Source organism: Allobosea sp. NPDC055353 (assembly GCF_053644975.1).
Genome location: NZ_JBSHMC010000002.1, coordinates 1,458,676 through 1,473,796, shown reverse-complemented (window position 1 = coordinate 1,473,796; position 15,121 = coordinate 1,458,676). Strand labels below are relative to the sequence as shown.

The window sequence follows — 15,121 nt, the reverse complement described above, 5'->3', positions numbered from 1 at the left end:
CTAAGCACGGAGCATGGAGACGGTCTCGCCGCACGAACTCTTCACCCATATCCGCATCGTCCTGGGCATGGTCATTGGCCTGGGTATCACGCGGATGCTGGCCGGCCTTGCCGGCTTCGTCCAGCATCCCGGCCGCTATCGCGTCTCGCTGCTCCATATGCTCTGGGTCGGCTCGATCCTGCTCGAGCTCGTGCTGTTCTGGTGGTGGGAGTTCGGGTTGTCGCGCATCCAGGCCTGGAGCTTCGGCGTCTACCTCTTCCTGGTCGGTTATGCCGTCGTGCTCTACCTGATCTCGGCGCTGCTGTTCCCGGACAACATCGCGGAATATGCCGGCTACGAGGATTTCTTCATCCGGCGCCGGCACTGGTTCTTCGGCTTGCTGGCAGCGACCTTTCTGCTCGATGTCGTCGACACGCTGATCAAAGGCACCGAGCACTGGAGTCAGCTCAGCGGCGATTATCTCGTGCAGGTTCCGATCGGGATGGCGCTGTGCCTGATCGCCTATGTCTCGGCGCGGCGCGGGGTGCATATCGCGCTAGCCAGCGTGCACATCCTCTACCAGGGCTACTGGATCGGGCGCGTCGTCTACTTCACGGGCTGAGAGGGCGCTCGGTTACTAGAGCATCGGACTGGATGTCGTATTCATTCAGATGTGCTAACCTTTTGAATTTGAATCAAAATTTTCCGAAAATCGCGCTCCGCTCTTCGGGCCGATGCCCTAGCGGGACTCGCCCGTGAACGGGGCGAAGTGTTTCGCGACCTGCCGGTAGACCTCCCGCTTGAAGGGGATGATCAGTTCAGGCGTCTCGTCGAGCCTGGCCCAGCGCCAGGCATCGAACTCGGCCTTGTGGCCGCCGGCCGGCGTGAGGACGTCGATCTCGTCCTCGGGGCCGACGAGGCGGAAGGCGAACCACTTCTGTGCCTGGCCGCGCCAGCGGCCTTTCCAGGCTTCCTTGCCGATATCGACGGGCAGGTCGTAGGCGAGCCAGCCCGGGGCCTCGGCGAGAAGTTCGACCGAGGTGACGCTGGTTTCCTCGGCGAGTTCGCGTCGCGCTGCTTCCAGCGGCGTCTCGCCTGCGTCGATGCCGCCTTGCGGCATCTGCCAGGCATAGCCCGGCGCGACATGCTCGCGCTTGGTCTTGTCGGCACGGTGGCCGACGAAGACGAGGCCCTCGGCGTTGAACAGGGCTAAGCCCACGCAGGGGCGGTAGCCCTCGGGGGCCTTGTCGGTCATCGCAGCGATCCCGTGGTTCTGGGTGACGCGGGGGGCTTGGCCGTACGGAAGCCGCGGGCGGCGCTGACGGGAACGATCACGAGCTTCTTGGCGTCCAGCGTCTGGGCCCAGCGGTTGATCCGTTCGATCGAGACCGGCAGGGCACTTGCTGCTGCGACGACGATGCCCTGCTCGCGCGCGAGGGACTCCAAAGCGGCCAGCTCCTTGTCGATGGCGTCGGCACGCGTGACGCCGTCGACGACGCGGTCGATCTTCAAGGCGGGGATGCGGGCGCGGTCGGCCGAGCCGGCGAGCAGGCTGCGCGGGGAGGAACCGTCGTCGACGACCATCAGGCCGCGGCCGGCGAGTTCGCGCAGGATCGGGGAGAGAGCACTCTCGTCGGCGGTGAAGCGGCCGCCGAGGAAATTGACGATGCCGACATAGCCGGTGAAGCGGCCGAGTGCCCAATGCAGCTTGTCGATATTGTCGGGCGCCTTCGGGCCGGTCAGCAGCGTATGCGGGCCAGGGTCGTTGTCGGGATAGTCGAAGGGCTCCATCGGCAATTGCAGGAAGACCTCGTGGCCTTCGCCGCGGGCGCGCTGGACGGTGCGTTCGAGCTCGTTGCCATAAGGCGCGAAGGCGAACGAAACCGGCGGGGGCAGCTTGGCGATGGCGTCGGCGGTGCCGCTCTGGCTGATGCCGAGGCCGCCGACGAGGAGGGCGATCCGGCCGGCCGGTTTCGGCTCCGGCTCGAGGCCGAGCGGGCGGGCATAGATCCTGGCCGGGGTCGCGCCGTCGGGGCCGAGCTTCGGCAGCAACCCGTAGCGCGAGCGCTCGACCAGGCGGTCGTCGGGGGCGGTCGCGAGCTTGATGGTGCGGGCCTCGCTGGGAATGGTGATGATGATGGCGTCCGGCGCATCCTCGCCGGCACGCGTCACGGTCACACCCGCGCTGTTCTCAAGCTGCGCGGCGCTGGCCGGCCCACGCGACATGGACGAATCGGCGGTGGCAGGCACGGAAGAGGCGGGGGCGACGCGCTTGTCGATCGAGGCCACGGCCATCGGCTCGCCGCCATCGGGATCGCGACGCAGCGCCACCGTCAGCAGGAGCCCCAATACGGCCACGCCAACGCAACCGGCAGCCGCCGTCGCGAGCCAGCGTCCCCAGGGCCTGCCAGAGGCCGCCGGGCGATCCCTGCCGAGCGGTCGATTGAGCTCCGTCAGCGGCGTTCCGGCCGTGAGAGGCCGTCCTCGAGGTTGCGACGCGGACCCGAATCACCAGTCCGCGCGCCAGAGTACGCGCCGATCAGATTGCATCGCAATCTGATCGGTCACGCGTTCGCGATCCGAAAAGGAGAACCGAACCGGTTCTCCGCTTGGCGCCTAAGGAGCCCGGCGTCGAGCCCGCAGGCTCAGTTCGGCTGCTTGGGGGCCTCGGGAGTGGCGGGCGCGGCCGGCTTCTCCGCGGGAGCAGCGACATCCTTCTTGACGCCGCGCAACTGGTTGAGCGCGGCGATGAGCTGGGTGTCCTTGGTCGCGTCGGTCGGAACATAGGAGCTCGAGCCGGACTGCTCCTCGCCCTCGCCGGCCTTGAGATGGCCCTTCAGCGAAGCTTCGCCCTTGTTATCGACGAGCTTGTCCTTGATCTCCTGCGGGATGTCCTGCTGGACCTCGACATCCGGCGTGATGCCCTTGGCCTGGATCGAGTTGCCCGACGGCGTGTAGTAGCGCGCCGTGGTCAGGCGCAGGCCGCCATTGGAGCCGAGCGGGATCACGGTCTGGACCGAGCCCTTGCCGAAGGAGCGCGTGCCCATCACGGTCGCGCGCTTGTGGTCCTGCAGGGCGCCGGCGACGATCTCGGCCGCCGAAGCAGAGGAGCCGTTGATCAGCACCACGACCGGCTTGCCCTTGGTCAGGTCGCCCGACTTGGCGTTGAAGACCTGGGTCTCCTCGGCATTGCGGCCGCGGGTCGAGACGATCTTGCCGCGATCGAGGAAGGCGTCGGAAACCAGCACGGACTGGTCGAGGCGCCCGCCGCGATTGTTGCGGAGGTCGATGACGAAGCCCTTCAGCTTGTCGGCGCCGATTTCGCTCGTGGTCTTCTCGATCGCCTTGCGCAGGCCGTCATAGGTTTGCTCGGAGAAGGTGCCGATGCGGATATAGCCGACGTCGTTCTCGACGCGCTCCTCGACGGCCGGCACGACGATGGTCGAGCGGGTCAGGGTGAATTCGAGCGGCTCGGTCTTGCCGGGGCGATCGATCTTGAGCGTGACCTGGGTGTTGATTAGCCCGCGCATCTTCTCGACGGCCTGGGTCAGGGACATGCCCTTCACCTCGGTGGTGTCGATCTGGCGGATGATGTCGTTGGCGAGGATGCCGGCCTTGGAGGCGGGCGTGTCCTTGATCGGCTTGGCGACCTTGAGGACGCCGTCCTCCATCGTCACCTCGATGCCCAGGCCACCGAACTGGCCGCGCATGTCGGTGTCCATGTCGCGGAAGGACTTGGAGTCGAGATAGGAAGAATGCGGGTCGAGCGAGGAGACCATGCCGTTGATCGCGGCTTCGATCAGCTTCTGCTCGTCGGGCTTGTCGACATAGTCGGTGCGGATCTTCTCGAAGATGTCACCGAACAGGTTGAGGCTGCGGTAGACCTCGGCCGAGGCCGCGACCGCGCTGGTCGAGGAGAGCAGCCTGGTCTGTGTGGCCAGTCCGGTCAGGCCCGCGCCCATGATGGCGCCGGCGAGAACGAGGGAAACCTTGCGCATCATCCGCGAACCTTTTCGCCTTGCGATTTCGTCCACCACGGTGTCGGGTCGACCGAAACGCCGTCTTTCCTGAATTCGATATACAGAACCGGTTGCCCGGTTCCCACCCCTACCGTCGTCGCGGCAGCTTCCGACGTTTCGCCCATCGCCGCAACCGGCTCCCCGGCCAGCACGAACTGATTGAGCGCGACATCGATCCGCTGCATGCCGGCTAGCAGGATGTAGTATCCTCCGCCAGCGTTCAGGATCAAGAGTTGCCCGAACGAGCGAAAGGGCCCCGCATAAACCACCCAACCGTCAGAAGGCGCCGAAACTAGGGCGCCCGGCCGGGTCTCCAGCGAAATCCCGCGAATCGTGCCACCGGCGCCGTCGGCATCGCCGAAACCACGCAATCGTGATCCCGCCACCGGCAGGGAAAGCAGGCCTCGGGCCTCGGCGAAGGCGATCTTCGGGGCAAGCCGCGCCGGGTCCTTGAAGGCCAGCGCCGTCATGCGCTCGCGCTGGTCGCGCGTTTCCTGCTCGATCGCCTGGCGGGCGGCGTCGGCCGCCTTGTTGGCAACGGAGATCTCCTTCTCGATCCTCTCGACGAAATCCCGCATCGAGCGGGCCTGCCCGGCCAGCTCCCTGCCGAGCGCGGCCTGCTGCTCGACATCCTTGGCAGCGCTGGCCTCGCGCTCGCGCCTCGCCTCGATCAGGGCGGCCAGGCGCTGGCGCTCGGCTGCGATCTGCTCCATTTCGGTGCCGATCTTGCTTTTTTCGGTGGCGATACCGTCGCGCAGGCGGACGAGCTCAGCGAGGTCGGTGCCGAGGATCTCCACTTCCTGCCGGAGATCGGGCACGACGGCGCCGAGCAGCATCGAGGCGCGTACGGCTTCGAGAATATCCTCGGGGCGCACCAGCACGGCCGGGGGCGGACGCCGGCCGATGCGCTGCAGCGCCGCCAGAACCTCGGCGATCAGGTTGCGCCGGCCGTCGAGCGAGCGGCGAATCGCGGTTTCGCTGGATTGCAGGAGGCCGAGCCGGGTCTCCAGCGCGCCGAGCCGCTCCTCGCCGGCCTGCGTCCTGGCGGTGGTTTCGAGGAGGGCCTTGTTGAGCGCGGCACGGTCGGCGCGGATCGCGGCCATCTCCTTCTCGAGGGCGGCGCGGGCGTCGGCATTTCCGGCGAGACGCTGCTCGATCGCCTTGAGCTCGGTCTCGCGGGCTTGCTTCTCGACGAGCTTCCGCATGGCCTCGCGCTGGAGGGCTTCCGGATCGGGCGGGTTCGTCTGGGCGAAGGCGGGAGCACCGAACGCGGTCACCAGCAGGGCGGCGAGGCCCAGGCGGCGCAGTCCGGAGCGAATCAGCGGCGCAGTCATACGCGATGATAGGGGTGGCCGGAGATGATCGTCATCGCCCGATAGAGCTGTTCGAGCACCAGCGCGCGGACGATCTGGTGCGGAATCGTCAGGGCGCCGAAAGCGAGCGTGATATCGGCCCTGTCGCGGATCTCCTCGCTCAGGCCGTCGGCGCCGCCGATGATCAGGCTGGCATGGCCGGTTCCGGAATCGCGGGCGGTGGCGAGGCGGCTGGCGAAGGCTTCGCTGCCGAGCTGGCGGCCGCGCTCGTCAAGAGCGATGATCAGGCCGGGCTGCGCCTTGGCCGCGGAAAATTGTGCGAGAATGGCCTGCGCTTCCTCGCGCTTGCGTTCGTCGGGGCGGCGGCCGCGGCCCTCAGCGATCTCCACGATGTCGGGACCGCTGAGGCCGATGCCGCGACCGAGCGCGAGGCCGCGCTCGCGATAGCGCTCGCAGAGATCGCGTTCCGGCCCGTCCTTGAGCCGGCCGACGGCGATGACCGCGAGCCGCATCCGGCGTCAGCTGTCGAGGCGTTCGTTCGGCCGGTCGGTGCCCCACATCTTCTCGAGATTGTAGAACTGGCGCACTTCGGGCCGGAAGACGTGGATGATGATGTCGCCGGTATCGATCAGCACCCAGTCGCAAGCCGGCATGCCCTCGACGTTCGGCGTGGGCAATCCGGAGGCCTTGAGGGCTTCGATGAGCGCGTCCGAGATGGCCGCGACGTGGCGGTTGACGTTGCCCGAGGCGATGATCATCGCGTCGGCCAACGAGGTCTTGCCAACGAGGTCGATCACCGTGATGTCCTCGGCCTTCATGTCCTCGAGGACACGCTGGGCGAGGGCGATGCTGTCGGCAGAGGGATTGTCCGCGACGGCAGCCTGGGGAAGCGGCTTCGGCTCGGCTTCACCAAGGGTTTGACGGGTCAGTGACGTATCCTCTCGATCCAGATGCGCGCTTGGCGCGATGCAGCCAAAATAAGCCGGGAAGCCCCGGAATTCAATCGCGACCAGCCTGCCTGCGTAGCATGGTCGAGGATAACATCGAGCGCTTCCCGTGCAGAAAGACCCAGGCTGGCGGCTTCATGCGCGGCAGGGCCGCCGCCCGGCTTTCGGGCAGACGCCAGCGCGAGAGCCAGTTCGCGGCAGGCGAGGCCATGGCGCTGTGGGTCGAGCCCGGCCGGTCGATGATCGCGATCGGCATCATCCGGGCAATGGCGCGCCATTCGTTCCAGCGGTGGAAACCGGCGAGGTTGTCCGAGCCCATGACCCAGACGAAATTGACGCCCGGACAGCGCCGCTTCAGCGCACGCAGCGTGTCGGCGGTGTAGCGGGTGCGCAGCATCGCCTCGACGCCGGTGACGTCGATGCGGGCATGGCCGGCGATGCTTTCAGCCTGGCGGATGCGTTCGGCGAGCGAGGGCAGCCTCGCATTGTCCTTCAGCGGATTGCCGGGCGTGACCAGCCACCAGACGCGGTCGAGCTGGAGCCGGCGCAAGGCGGTCAGGCTCGCGAGCCGATGCCCGTCATGGGCCGGGTTGAAGCTGCCGCCGAACAGGCCGACGCGCAGGCCGGGCGCAAAGGGGGGCAGCCGGGACGGCAGGCGCGTCAGCTCGCTCGTCATGCGTCCTGCTTCGCCTCAGGGCCGGATCTGGCCCGCGCCATGGACGCGGTACTTGAAGGAGCAGAGCTGTTCGACCCCGACCGGTCCGCGCGCATGCATGCGGCCGGTGGCGATGCCGATTTCGGCGCCGAAGCCGAATTCGCCGCCATCGGCGAACTGGGTCGAGGCGTTGTGAATGACGATGGCGGAATCGACCTCGGCAAGGAAGCGGGCGGCGGCGGCTTCGTCATCGCTGACGATCGCGTCGGTGTGGTGCGAGCCGTGGCGCTCGATGTGGTCGATCGCGGCATCGAGGCCCGGCACGGTCTTCACCGCGATGATCCGGTCGAGATATTCGGTCGCCCAGTCTTCTTCGGTCGCGGCCGTCACACGGGCATCGGCCATCCTGGCGGCCTCATCGCCACGGACGGCGCAGCCGGCTTCGAGCAGGGCGCCGACGAGCGGGACGAGATGGGTCGCTACGCAGGCTTCGTCGACCAGCAGCGTCTCGGCCGCGCCGCAGACGCCGGTGCGGCGCAATTTGGCATTGAGCAGGATCTCGCGGGCCATGGCGAGGTCGGCTTTCGCGTCGACATAGACATGGCAGTTGCCGTCGAGATGGGCGAAGACCGGCACGCGCGCCTCGCTCTGGACGCGGGCGACGAGGCTCTTGCCGCCGCGCGGGACGACGACGTCGATATTGCCGCCTAAGCCCGAGAGAATTTCGCCGACGGCGGCGCGGTCGCGCGTCGGCACGAGCTGGATCGCGTCGCCGGGCAGGCCTGCGGCCTCCAGTCCCTCGCGCATTGCGGCGGCGATCTCGGTCGAGGAGCGGAAGGAATCGGAACCCGCGCGCAGGATCGCGGCATTGCCGCTCTTCAGGCAGAGCGCGCCGGCATCGGCCGTGACGTTCGGCCGGCTCTCGAAGATCACGGCGATGACGCCGAGCGGGGTCGCGACGCGCTCGAAGCGCAGGCCGTTCGGCCGCGTCCACTCCGCCAGCACCCGCCCGAGCGGATCGGGCAGGGTGGCGACTTCGGCGACGGCATCGGCGATGGCGGCAAGCCGCGTCTCGTCGAGGGCGAGGCGATCCATGAAGGAGGCGTTCAAGCCAGCGGCCGTGCCGTCAGCGAGGTCCTGCGCGTTGGCGGCGAGGATTCTGGCGCTGCGGGCGCGCAGCGCCTGCGCCATGGCGAGGAGGGCGGCGTCACGCTGTTCGGTTGGGCTGAGCGCGACCTTGCGCGCGGCGGCGCGGGCGCGGCGGCCGAGATCCTGCATGACGCGGTCGACATCAGCGGCCGCGTTCGTCGCGATGATGCGCAATGCGCTGTCGCCGGTCATCTCGTTCAGTCCAAAATCGCACTGGCAAATGCCAGCCCCGAATAAAGTTTAACCCAGCCCGAGCGCCATGTCGTCCCGGTGGATCATCTCGGCGCGGCCGGGATGGCCGAGCACGGTCTCGATGTCGCGCGAGGCCTTGCCGAGGACCAGCGCCGCCTCACCCGCGTCATAGGAAACGAGGCCGCGCCCCAGCAGCTGGCCGTCGGGATCGCGGATCAGCACGGCATCGCCGCGCGCGAACTCGCCCTCGATGCGGGTGACGCCGACCGGCAGCAGGCTCGCGCCGCCACGCAGGGCGCGGGCCGCGCCGGCATCGAGATGCAGCGTGCCGCGCGGCTCCAGCGAGCCGGCGATCCAGGTCTTGCGGGCGGTGGCGGGCGTCGAGGCGGTGAGGAACCAGGTGCAGCGGCCGCCATTGGCGACGCTCGCGAGCGGGTTCTTGGCCCGCCCGTCGGCGATCAGCATATGGGTGCCGCCGGCGGCCGCGATCTTGCCGGCCTCGACCTTGGTACGCATGCCGCCGCGCGAGAGTTCGGAGGCCGCGCCGCCGGCCATGGCGTCGATCTCGGGCGTGATGCGCTCGACCACGGGGATATGCTGCGCGCTTGGGTCCTTCGCGGGCGGGGCCGTATAGAGCCCGTCGATATCGGAGAACAGGACCAGCAGGTCGGCGCCGGCCATGGTGGCGACGCGGGCGGCGAGACGGTCGTTATCGCCATAGCGGATCTCGGTCGTGGCGACGGTGTCGTTCTCGTTGATGACCGGAATGGCGCGCAGGTCGAGCAGGCGACCGAGCGTCGCGCGCGCGTTGAGATAGCGGCGGCGCTGCTCGGTATCGGCGAGCGTCAGCAGGATCTGGCCGGCGGTCAGCCCATGGGCGCCGAGCGCCTCGGCCCAGTTGCGGGCGAGCGCGATCTGGCCGACGGCGGCGGCGGCCTGGCTCTCTTCCAGGCGCAAGGGTCCGGAGGGCAGGCCGAGCACGGTGCGCCCGAGCGCGATCGCGCCGGAGGAGACGACGAGCACGTCGGCGCCGCGCTGGTGCAGCTCGGCAAGGTCCTCCGCCAGCGCGGCGAGCCAGGCATGGCGCAGACGGCCGCGGTCGCGGTCGACCAGCAGGCTGGAGCCGACTTTGACGACGATGCGGCGGAAATCGGAGAGCAGGGGCGTCTTCACGGGAGCACGGCGTTGTTGCGGCAGTCCCCTGCCTGTTGGCGAAAATGCCTCGCTTGTAAAGCATAGAGCTGTTTCATGGTCGCTATGCGGGCTGCAAAGGGCGCTTTTCATTGACAGGGCAGGGGGTGCCGCCCATATGCATGGTTCGGCCCGCCCGTCTGATCGGGTGCCGATCCTGCCGTTCTCATGCGTTTTTGGCGTGCAGCATGCAGGACCTGCTGCCCGATAAGCGCTGGAAGCGGGGCTGCCGCGCGTCGATTTCGATACCAATCCGGCCGGATCTGGATTATCTCGCCCGCGCGGGCCGAGTAAACGCCCGTAACAACCCGAGAGAAGATCACCCTTGAAGAACCCGAACGACCGCAGCTTCACCGACCGCCAGTCCAATTCCGCCAATGCCAAGAAGGCGCTGCTCGAGCGTTTCAAGGCCCGGCCGAAGGCCGACGACCCGGTGATGGTGCAGCGACGCGAGGAGCGGGAAGCCATCGCCCAGGCGCGCGCCGAGCGCGAGGCCGAGAAGGCGAAGATCCGGGCCGAGAAAGAGCGCCTGGAAGCGATCGAACGTGCGCGCATCGAAGAAGAGAAGCGCCAGGAAGAGATCGCCCGCGAGGTGGCCCGCAAGGCAGAGCAGGCCAAGCGCGACGCCGAGCGCCCGCGCAAGGTGCTGCTGGAAGCCGTGCAGTACATGCAGATGCGGACGGCCGGCAAGCGCCGCTGACGCCAGGAATTTCCGCATATCGATAAATGCGATTTGGGGCGCCGCGAGCGCCCCTTTTCATATCCGCTTAACTGCGATGGAAGCGCCTGCCCCGGGCAATGGCTGCTTTTCGGCCAAAAAACTCCTATCCGTTTCGCATCGGCCTATCGGCAAATCCGCTTGCGCAGATTAATGTGCGCGCCGGGTTGAACCTTTTTCCCGCTCGCCGCGACAACTGGATGCGAGCCGGGATGCCTGGCCTTCGAGGGGCAATGCATACGGAATCGGACGAGGATCTCGTCAAACGGATCGCCTCTGGTGACCGGCTCGCGATGAAGGTGCTGTTTTCGCGGCATCAGGTGCGGGTCTACCGTTTCGTGCTGCGGCTCGTCCGCGACGAGACGCTTGCCGAGGATGTGATCAGTGACGTGTTCATGGATCTGTGGCGACAGGCGGACCGGTTCGAGGCTCGCGCCTCGGTCTCGACCTGGCTGCTCGCCATTGCCCGGAACAAGGCCTGGTCGCTCCTGCGCAAGCGCCGCGATGCCGAGCTGGACGAGGATTATGCCGAAAGCATCGAGGACGAGGCCGACGGCCCCGAGATCGTGCTGCAGAAGCAGGACAAGGGTCTCGCCATCCGCGCCTGCCTCGGGCGGCTTTCGGCCGAGCATCGCGAGGTCATCGACCTCGTCTATTACCATGAGACTTCCGTCGAAGAGGTCGCGCGGATCGTCGGCATCCCCGAGAATACCGTCAAGACCCGCCTCTTCCATGCCCGCAAGAAGCTGGGCGAGCTGCTCAAGGCTGCCGGCATCGACCGCGGCTGGCCGTAAGAATTCCGTTTTTAAGAGGCGCGGCCCGGCCGCCCGAGGAGTGGCGTGATGAATGACAGCATCGCCAGCGATCCGAAGCGCCGCGAGCTCGAGGAGCTGCTGCCCTTCTATGCCAATGGCCGGATCTCCGACGCCGACAAGCGCCGCGTCGAGACTGCGCTCGCCGTCGATGCCGAGCTTGCCGCCCGGCTCGATCTGATCCGCGACGACATGGCCGAGACGGTCCTGCTCAACGAGGGCCTCGGCGCTCCCTCCCATAACGCGCTCGAAAAGCTGATGGCCGGGATCGAGGCGGAAGCCCGCCCGGTGCCGCTGCTGGCGCGTGCCAAGGACAACAGCCGCGGTTTCCTGGGGTGGCTCGGCGGCGTTCTGGCCGGGCAGCCGCCGCGCCGCCTGGCCTATGCCAGCGCCGCCGCAATCGCGTTGATCGCGCTACAGGGCGTCGCGATCACCGGGCTTGCGCTGCACAAGGGCGGTTCCGGCTTCGAGACCGCTTCGGCGCCGGGCGCGCGGCCCTCTGAAAGCTATGTGCTGCTGAGCTTCTCGCCGGAGGCGCGGGCCGGCGAGATCGCCTCCTTCTTCAAGCGCTTCGACGCCTCGGTGGTCGATGGCCCGCGCGCCAACGGCTTCTTCAAGGTGCGCGTCGGCGATGCCTCCCTCTCCTCCGCCCAGCTCGATGCCATCGCAGCGCGGATGAAGGGTGAGAGCGCCATCGTCAGCTTCGTCGCACCGGCGCCGTGAACCGGCTGGCGCGGTTGCTGGGCGCCATGGCATGATGACGTCGTCGCAGGAGGGTGAGGCCATGCAGCCGTCCCCGTTCGCCCGTCGGAAATCATCGCTTCGGTGCCTCGCCGGCGCCGGCCTTGTCGCATGCGTGCTCGCGCTCGTGCCGGGACCGGCTTTCGCGCAGCCTGCAGGTGGGACCGGTGACGGCAAGGATAAGCGCGTCGCGCCGACGACGAGCCCGCAGCAGCCATCCGCCGGTGGAACCAACCGCTCGATGCGCGTGCCGCCCGGCTCCTGGCTGCAGCCGCGAGCCCAGCGCAGCATCGTTCCGGCGATGGACGAGACCCGCTTCGTCCCCGACGAGGTGCTGTTCGAGCTCGCGCCCAATGTGGAGGCGGAAGCGGTGCTGCGCCGCTATGGCGCGACGCTGATCGCCAGCCAGCGCTTCGAGCTCGCAGGCGTCACCATCATCCGCGCCAGGATCGAGGCGGGACGCGACCTGCGCGCCGTGCTCACCGCGATGGCCGACGACACCAGCATTGCCGGGGCGCAGCCGAACTTCCTCTTCGAATTGCAGCAGGACTCCCAGTCCCGTGCCGGCGCGCCAGCGGGAGCAACCACCGCCTCATCGGAAGCGACCACCGCGCCGCCGCCGCCGAGCCTGCGCCTGGCCGATCCCGCAACGGCGGCGCGCGGCAGTGCCGCGGTGCGGCGCATCCTGCCGCCGCAATACATCGTCGACAAGCTGCGCCTCGGCGAGGTGCGCAAGCTGGCGCAGGGGCGCGGCATCCGCGTCGGCCTGATCGATTCCGGCGTCGATATGGAGCATCCCGAGATCAGGGGCTCGGTCCTCGGCTATCTCGACGCGATCGACGGGCTGGCGACGCCGCATGCGCACGGCACCTCGATGGCGACGGCGATCGTCGCGCATGGCGAATTGCAGGGCATCGCCCCGGCGGCGCGCCTGATCGTCGCCCGCGCCTTCGGCGGCCCGCAGGCGGCCTCCGCCAACGGCAAGTCGTTCCAGATCCTGACCGCGCTTGAATGGGTCGTCCAGCAGCGCGCCAAGGTGGTCAATCTCAGCTTCGCCGGCCCGCAGGACAGGCTGCTGTCCAAGGCGCTCGCCGGAGCCAAGGAGCGCGGCGTGATCACCGTTGCCGCAGCCGGCAATGGCGGTGCGCGGTCGGCTCCGCTCTATCCCGGCGCCGACCCGAGCGTGATTGCGGTGACGGCGACGGATGCCGAGGACAAGGTCTTCAGCGACGCCAACCGCGGCAGTTATGTCGCGATCGCGGCGCCTGGCGTCGACGTGCTGACGGCCGAGCCCGGCGGACGCTACGCCTTCACCTCGGGCACCTCGATCGCCGCCGCCCATGTCACGGCGCTGGTCGCGCTCCTGCTCGAAAAGCAACCCGAGCTCGATACCGACAGCGCCCGCCGGGTGCTCGCCGAAAGTGCGACCGATCTCGGCTCGCGCGGCCGCGACCCGACCTTCGGCGCCGGGCGGATCGATCCGCCGACGGCTCTCGCCCGGGTTCTGCCGGTCGCGACGGCGCGGCCCTGAACGCTTCTGGCTGGGCTTGACCTTCGCCGCCGCATCGGCCTGATGGCGCGATGCCGCGCCCGAAACTCCTGTTCGTCGTCACCGAGGATTGGTTCTTCGCCTCGCATTTCCTGCCAATGGCGCGGGCAGCGCGCGAGCTGGGCTTCGATGTCGCGGTGATCGCGCGCGAGCGCAGCCACCGGCGCGTGATCGAGGCGACGGGCGCGCGACTGATCGGGCTGGAGGCGGAGCGGCGCAGCATCGATCCGCGGGCCTTGTTCAAGCAGATCGGGGCGCTGAAGCGCCTGATTGCGGCGGAACGACCCGATATCCTGCACTGTATCGCGCTGAAGCCGATCGCGCTCGCCGGGCTCGCAGGGAAGCTGGCGGGCGTGGAGCGGCGGATCTATGCGCTGACCGGGCTCGGCTTCCTCGGTGCGAAGCAGGGGGCGCTCGCGGCCGCCGCGCGCTTCGTGGCCATCGCCTGGCTGCGCGGCGCGATCGACGGGCCGCAGGTCCGGTTCCTGTTCGAGAACCCCGATGATCCCGTGACGCTCGGGCTCAATCCGCAGGATGGTGCGAAGGTCGCGATCGTCGGCGGGGCCGGGGTCGATCCGCTGATCCTGATGCCTTCGCCGATGCCGCCGACGCCGCCGCTGAAGGTCGCGCTGGTGGCGCGGATGCTCTGGTCCAAGGGCGTCGATCTCGCGGTCGAGGCAGTCAGGCTCGCGCGGGCCGAAGGCGCAAAGGTCGCGCTCACCATCCATGGCGCGCCCGATCCGTCCAACCCCAAGGCCATTCCCGAGACGACGCTGAAGGAATGGGCGGCGCGGCCGGGCATCGCCTGGGCCGGGCCGACGCGCGATATCGAGGGCGTCTGGAAGGCGCATCATCTCTGCATCCTGCCCTCGCGCGGCGGCGAGGGCCTGCCGCGTACGATCCTGGAGGCGGCCGCCTGCGGCAGGGCGACCCTGACGACGGACGTTCCGGGCTGCCGCAGCTTCGTCCGCGACGGGCAGGACGGCATGGTGGTTCCGGCCGACGATGCCGCGGCGCTGGCGAGGGCGCTCGTGGTCCTCGCCCGTGCTCCCGGCCTTGTCGAGCGTATGGGAGATGGTGCGCGAGCCCGCCTGCTCGACGGCCATACCGAGCGCGACGTGATGAACGGCGTGAAGCTGCTCTATCTCGGCCTGCTCGGCCGCGGGGCGCCGGATGCCCCGGCATGAGCGGTGAGGCCGTCCTCGATCACGAAGCCTTTATCCGCGCCCATACGCGGCTTCTGCCGGTGCCCCATGCACCTGAGATCGTGCTGCATGTCGCCGAGGAAGCGACGGAACTCTGGCAGAAGACGGAGGACGAGCTCGCCGTGATCGGCCTGCCGCCGCCGTTCTGGGCTTTCGCCTGGGCCGGCGGGCAAGCCCTGGCGCGCTATCTGCTGGATCATCCCGAGGTCGTCTCGGGCCGCCGGATGCTGGATTTCGCCTCCGGCTCCGGCCTTGTGGCGATCGCAGCGGCGAAGGCAGGAGCGTTGTCGGTCGAGGCCTGCGATATCGATGCCTTCGCTGCTGCTGCGATCGGCATCAATGCGGCCGCCAATGGCGTAACGGTGACACCGCGTTGCGAGGACCTGATCGGTCGCGACGAAGGATGGGAGGTCATCTGCGCAGGCGACGTCTGCTACGAGCGCGAAATGGCCGAGCGTGTCATCGACTGGCTGTCGGGGCTGTCGGCGCGGGGTGCCACGGTGCTGATCGGCGATCCCGGTCGCAGCTACCTGCCGCGCGGAAAGCTGGAGGCGGTCGCGACCTACGAGATGCCGGTGACGCGCGCGCTGGAGGATGCCGAGATCAAGCGCAGCTCGGTCTGGCGGCTCGCCGGCTAGGCGTGCCGCCAGA

General features: G+C 68.5%; 16 protein-coding genes. 7 read left to right on the top strand and 9 right to left on the bottom strand.

What is annotated here, in order from left to right; translation table 11 throughout:
* Window positions 1-13 precede the first annotated feature (13 nt).
* The gene (locus ACWIEX_RS20315; RefSeq protein ID WP_061971318.1) at window positions 14-601 is read left to right on the top strand and encodes a hypothetical protein; all 588 of its coding nucleotides are present in this window, start codon (window positions 14-16) and stop codon (window positions 599-601) included.
* A gap of 117 nt (window positions 602-718) precedes the next feature.
* Here the strand turns inward: ACWIEX_RS20315 and ACWIEX_RS20310 are convergent, their stop codons facing one another.
* The 9 genes from ACWIEX_RS20310 to proB form a co-directional block, all read right to left on the bottom strand.
* Window positions 719-1,234, bottom strand: coding sequence for an RNA pyrophosphohydrolase (locus ACWIEX_RS20310; protein ID WP_454034770.1), 516 nt, complete (start codon window positions 1,232-1,234; stop codon window positions 719-721).
* On the bottom strand, window positions 1,231-2,337 hold the full coding sequence (locus ACWIEX_RS20305) for a divergent polysaccharide deacetylase family protein (protein ID WP_454034769.1): 1,107 nt from the start codon (window positions 2,335-2,337) through the stop codon (window positions 1,231-1,233). The genes ACWIEX_RS20310 and ACWIEX_RS20305 overlap by 4 nt, the downstream gene beginning before the upstream one ends.
* A gap of 287 nt (window positions 2,338-2,624) precedes the next feature.
* Entirely contained in the window at window positions 2,625-3,977 is a 1,353-nt protein-coding gene (locus ACWIEX_RS20300; RefSeq protein WP_454034768.1) for a S41 family peptidase, read from the bottom strand.
* Complete coding sequence (locus ACWIEX_RS20295; RefSeq protein ID WP_454034767.1) at window positions 3,977-5,332, bottom strand: murein hydrolase activator EnvC family protein; 1,356 nt, start codon at window positions 5,330-5,332, stop codon at window positions 3,977-3,979. Before ACWIEX_RS20295 ends, ACWIEX_RS20300 begins: the two co-directional genes overlap by 1 nt.
* On the bottom strand, window positions 5,329-5,823 hold the full coding sequence (gene rlmH, locus ACWIEX_RS20290) for a 23S rRNA (pseudouridine(1915)-N(3))-methyltransferase RlmH (protein ID WP_454034766.1): 495 nt from the start codon (window positions 5,821-5,823) through the stop codon (window positions 5,329-5,331). Before rlmH ends, ACWIEX_RS20295 begins: the two co-directional genes overlap by 4 nt.
* A gap of 6 nt (window positions 5,824-5,829) precedes the next feature.
* Window positions 5,830-6,159, bottom strand: coding sequence for a ribosome silencing factor (rsfS, locus tag ACWIEX_RS20285; RefSeq protein ID WP_082617706.1), 330 nt, complete (start codon window positions 6,157-6,159; stop codon window positions 5,830-5,832).
* A gap of 151 nt (window positions 6,160-6,310) precedes the next feature.
* On the bottom strand, window positions 6,311-6,934 hold the full coding sequence (locus tag ACWIEX_RS20280; protein WP_454034765.1) for a nicotinate-nucleotide adenylyltransferase: 624 nt from the start codon (window positions 6,932-6,934) through the stop codon (window positions 6,311-6,313).
* Window positions 6,935-6,949: 15 nt separating this feature from the next.
* Window positions 6,950-8,254 carry a glutamate-5-semialdehyde dehydrogenase gene (locus ACWIEX_RS20275; protein WP_454034764.1) on the bottom strand — a complete coding sequence of 435 codons (1,305 nt, stop codon included), beginning with the start codon at window positions 8,252-8,254 and terminating at the stop codon, window positions 6,950-6,952.
* 48 nt (window positions 8,255-8,302) lie between these two features.
* A complete protein-coding gene (gene proB / locus ACWIEX_RS20270; RefSeq protein WP_454034763.1) occupies window positions 8,303-9,427 on the bottom strand; it encodes a glutamate 5-kinase in 1,125 nt (374 codons plus the stop codon).
* 343 nt (window positions 9,428-9,770) lie between these two features.
* On the opposite strand from proB, the gene ACWIEX_RS20265 reads away from it, so the two are divergent.
* The 6 genes from ACWIEX_RS20265 to ACWIEX_RS20240 all read left to right on the top strand — a co-directional run bounded on the left by ACWIEX_RS20265 (window position 9,771) and on the right by ACWIEX_RS20240 (window position 15,108).
* Complete coding sequence (locus tag ACWIEX_RS20265; RefSeq protein ID WP_454034762.1) at window positions 9,771-10,145, top strand: DUF6481 family protein; 375 nt, start codon at window positions 9,771-9,773, stop codon at window positions 10,143-10,145.
* A gap of 251 nt (window positions 10,146-10,396) precedes the next feature.
* Window positions 10,397-10,957 (top strand): sigma-70 family RNA polymerase sigma factor, encoded by a 561-nt coding sequence (locus tag ACWIEX_RS20260; RefSeq protein WP_061971331.1) that lies wholly within the window; start codon window positions 10,397-10,399, stop codon window positions 10,955-10,957.
* Between the two features lie 48 nt (window positions 10,958-11,005).
* On the top strand, window positions 11,006-11,698 hold the full coding sequence (locus ACWIEX_RS20255; RefSeq protein WP_454034761.1) for an anti-sigma factor family protein: 693 nt from the start codon (window positions 11,006-11,008) through the stop codon (window positions 11,696-11,698).
* A gap of 61 nt (window positions 11,699-11,759) precedes the next feature.
* Entirely contained in the window at window positions 11,760-13,247 is a 1,488-nt protein-coding gene (locus ACWIEX_RS20250) for a S8 family serine peptidase (RefSeq protein ID WP_454034760.1), read from the top strand.
* A gap of 50 nt (window positions 13,248-13,297) precedes the next feature.
* Window positions 13,298-14,452, top strand: coding sequence for a glycosyltransferase (locus ACWIEX_RS20245; RefSeq protein ID WP_454034759.1), 1,155 nt, complete (start codon window positions 13,298-13,300; stop codon window positions 14,450-14,452).
* A complete protein-coding gene (locus ACWIEX_RS20240; protein ID WP_454034758.1) occupies window positions 14,449-15,108 on the top strand; it encodes a class I SAM-dependent methyltransferase in 660 nt (219 codons plus the stop codon). The genes ACWIEX_RS20245 and ACWIEX_RS20240 overlap by 4 nt, the downstream gene beginning before the upstream one ends.
* The last annotated feature ends 13 nt before the right edge of the window (window positions 15,109-15,121 follow it).

What these genes read in the sequence shown, in the direction of transcription:
- ACWIEX_RS20240 (WP_454034758.1), top strand. Translation starts at nt 14,449, where the DNA reads ATGAGCGGTGAGGCCGTCCTCGATCACGAAGCCTTTATCCGCGCCCAT.
- ACWIEX_RS20315 (WP_061971318.1), top strand. Translation starts at nt 14, where the DNA reads ATGGAGACGGTCTCGCCGCACGAACTCTTCACCCATATCCGCATCGTC.
- ACWIEX_RS20280 (WP_454034765.1), bottom strand. Translation starts at nt 6,934, where the DNA reads ATGACGAGCGAGCTGACGCGCCTGCCGTCCCGGCTGCCCCCCTTTGCG.
- ACWIEX_RS20250 (WP_454034760.1), top strand. Translation starts at nt 11,760, where the DNA reads ATGCAGCCGTCCCCGTTCGCCCGTCGGAAATCATCGCTTCGGTGCCTC.
- ACWIEX_RS20300 (WP_454034768.1), bottom strand. Translation starts at nt 3,977, where the DNA reads ATGCGCAAGGTTTCCCTCGTTCTCGCCGGCGCCATCATGGGCGCGGGC.
- ACWIEX_RS20255 (WP_454034761.1), top strand. Translation starts at nt 11,006, where the DNA reads ATGAATGACAGCATCGCCAGCGATCCGAAGCGCCGCGAGCTCGAGGAG.
- ACWIEX_RS20275 (WP_454034764.1), bottom strand. Translation starts at nt 8,254, where the DNA reads ATGACCGGCGACAGCGCATTGCGCATCATCGCGACGAACGCGGCCGCT.
- ACWIEX_RS20310 (WP_454034770.1), bottom strand. Translation starts at nt 1,234, where the DNA reads ATGACCGACAAGGCCCCCGAGGGCTACCGCCCCTGCGTGGGCTTAGCC.
- ACWIEX_RS20295 (WP_454034767.1), bottom strand. Translation starts at nt 5,332, where the DNA reads ATGACTGCGCCGCTGATTCGCTCCGGACTGCGCCGCCTGGGCCTCGCC.
- ACWIEX_RS20260 (WP_061971331.1), top strand. Translation starts at nt 10,397, where the DNA reads ATGCATACGGAATCGGACGAGGATCTCGTCAAACGGATCGCCTCTGGT.
- rlmH (WP_454034766.1), bottom strand. Translation starts at nt 5,823, where the DNA reads ATGCGGCTCGCGGTCATCGCCGTCGGCCGGCTCAAGGACGGGCCGGAA.
- ACWIEX_RS20245 (WP_454034759.1), top strand. Translation starts at nt 13,298, where the DNA reads ATGCCGCGCCCGAAACTCCTGTTCGTCGTCACCGAGGATTGGTTCTTC.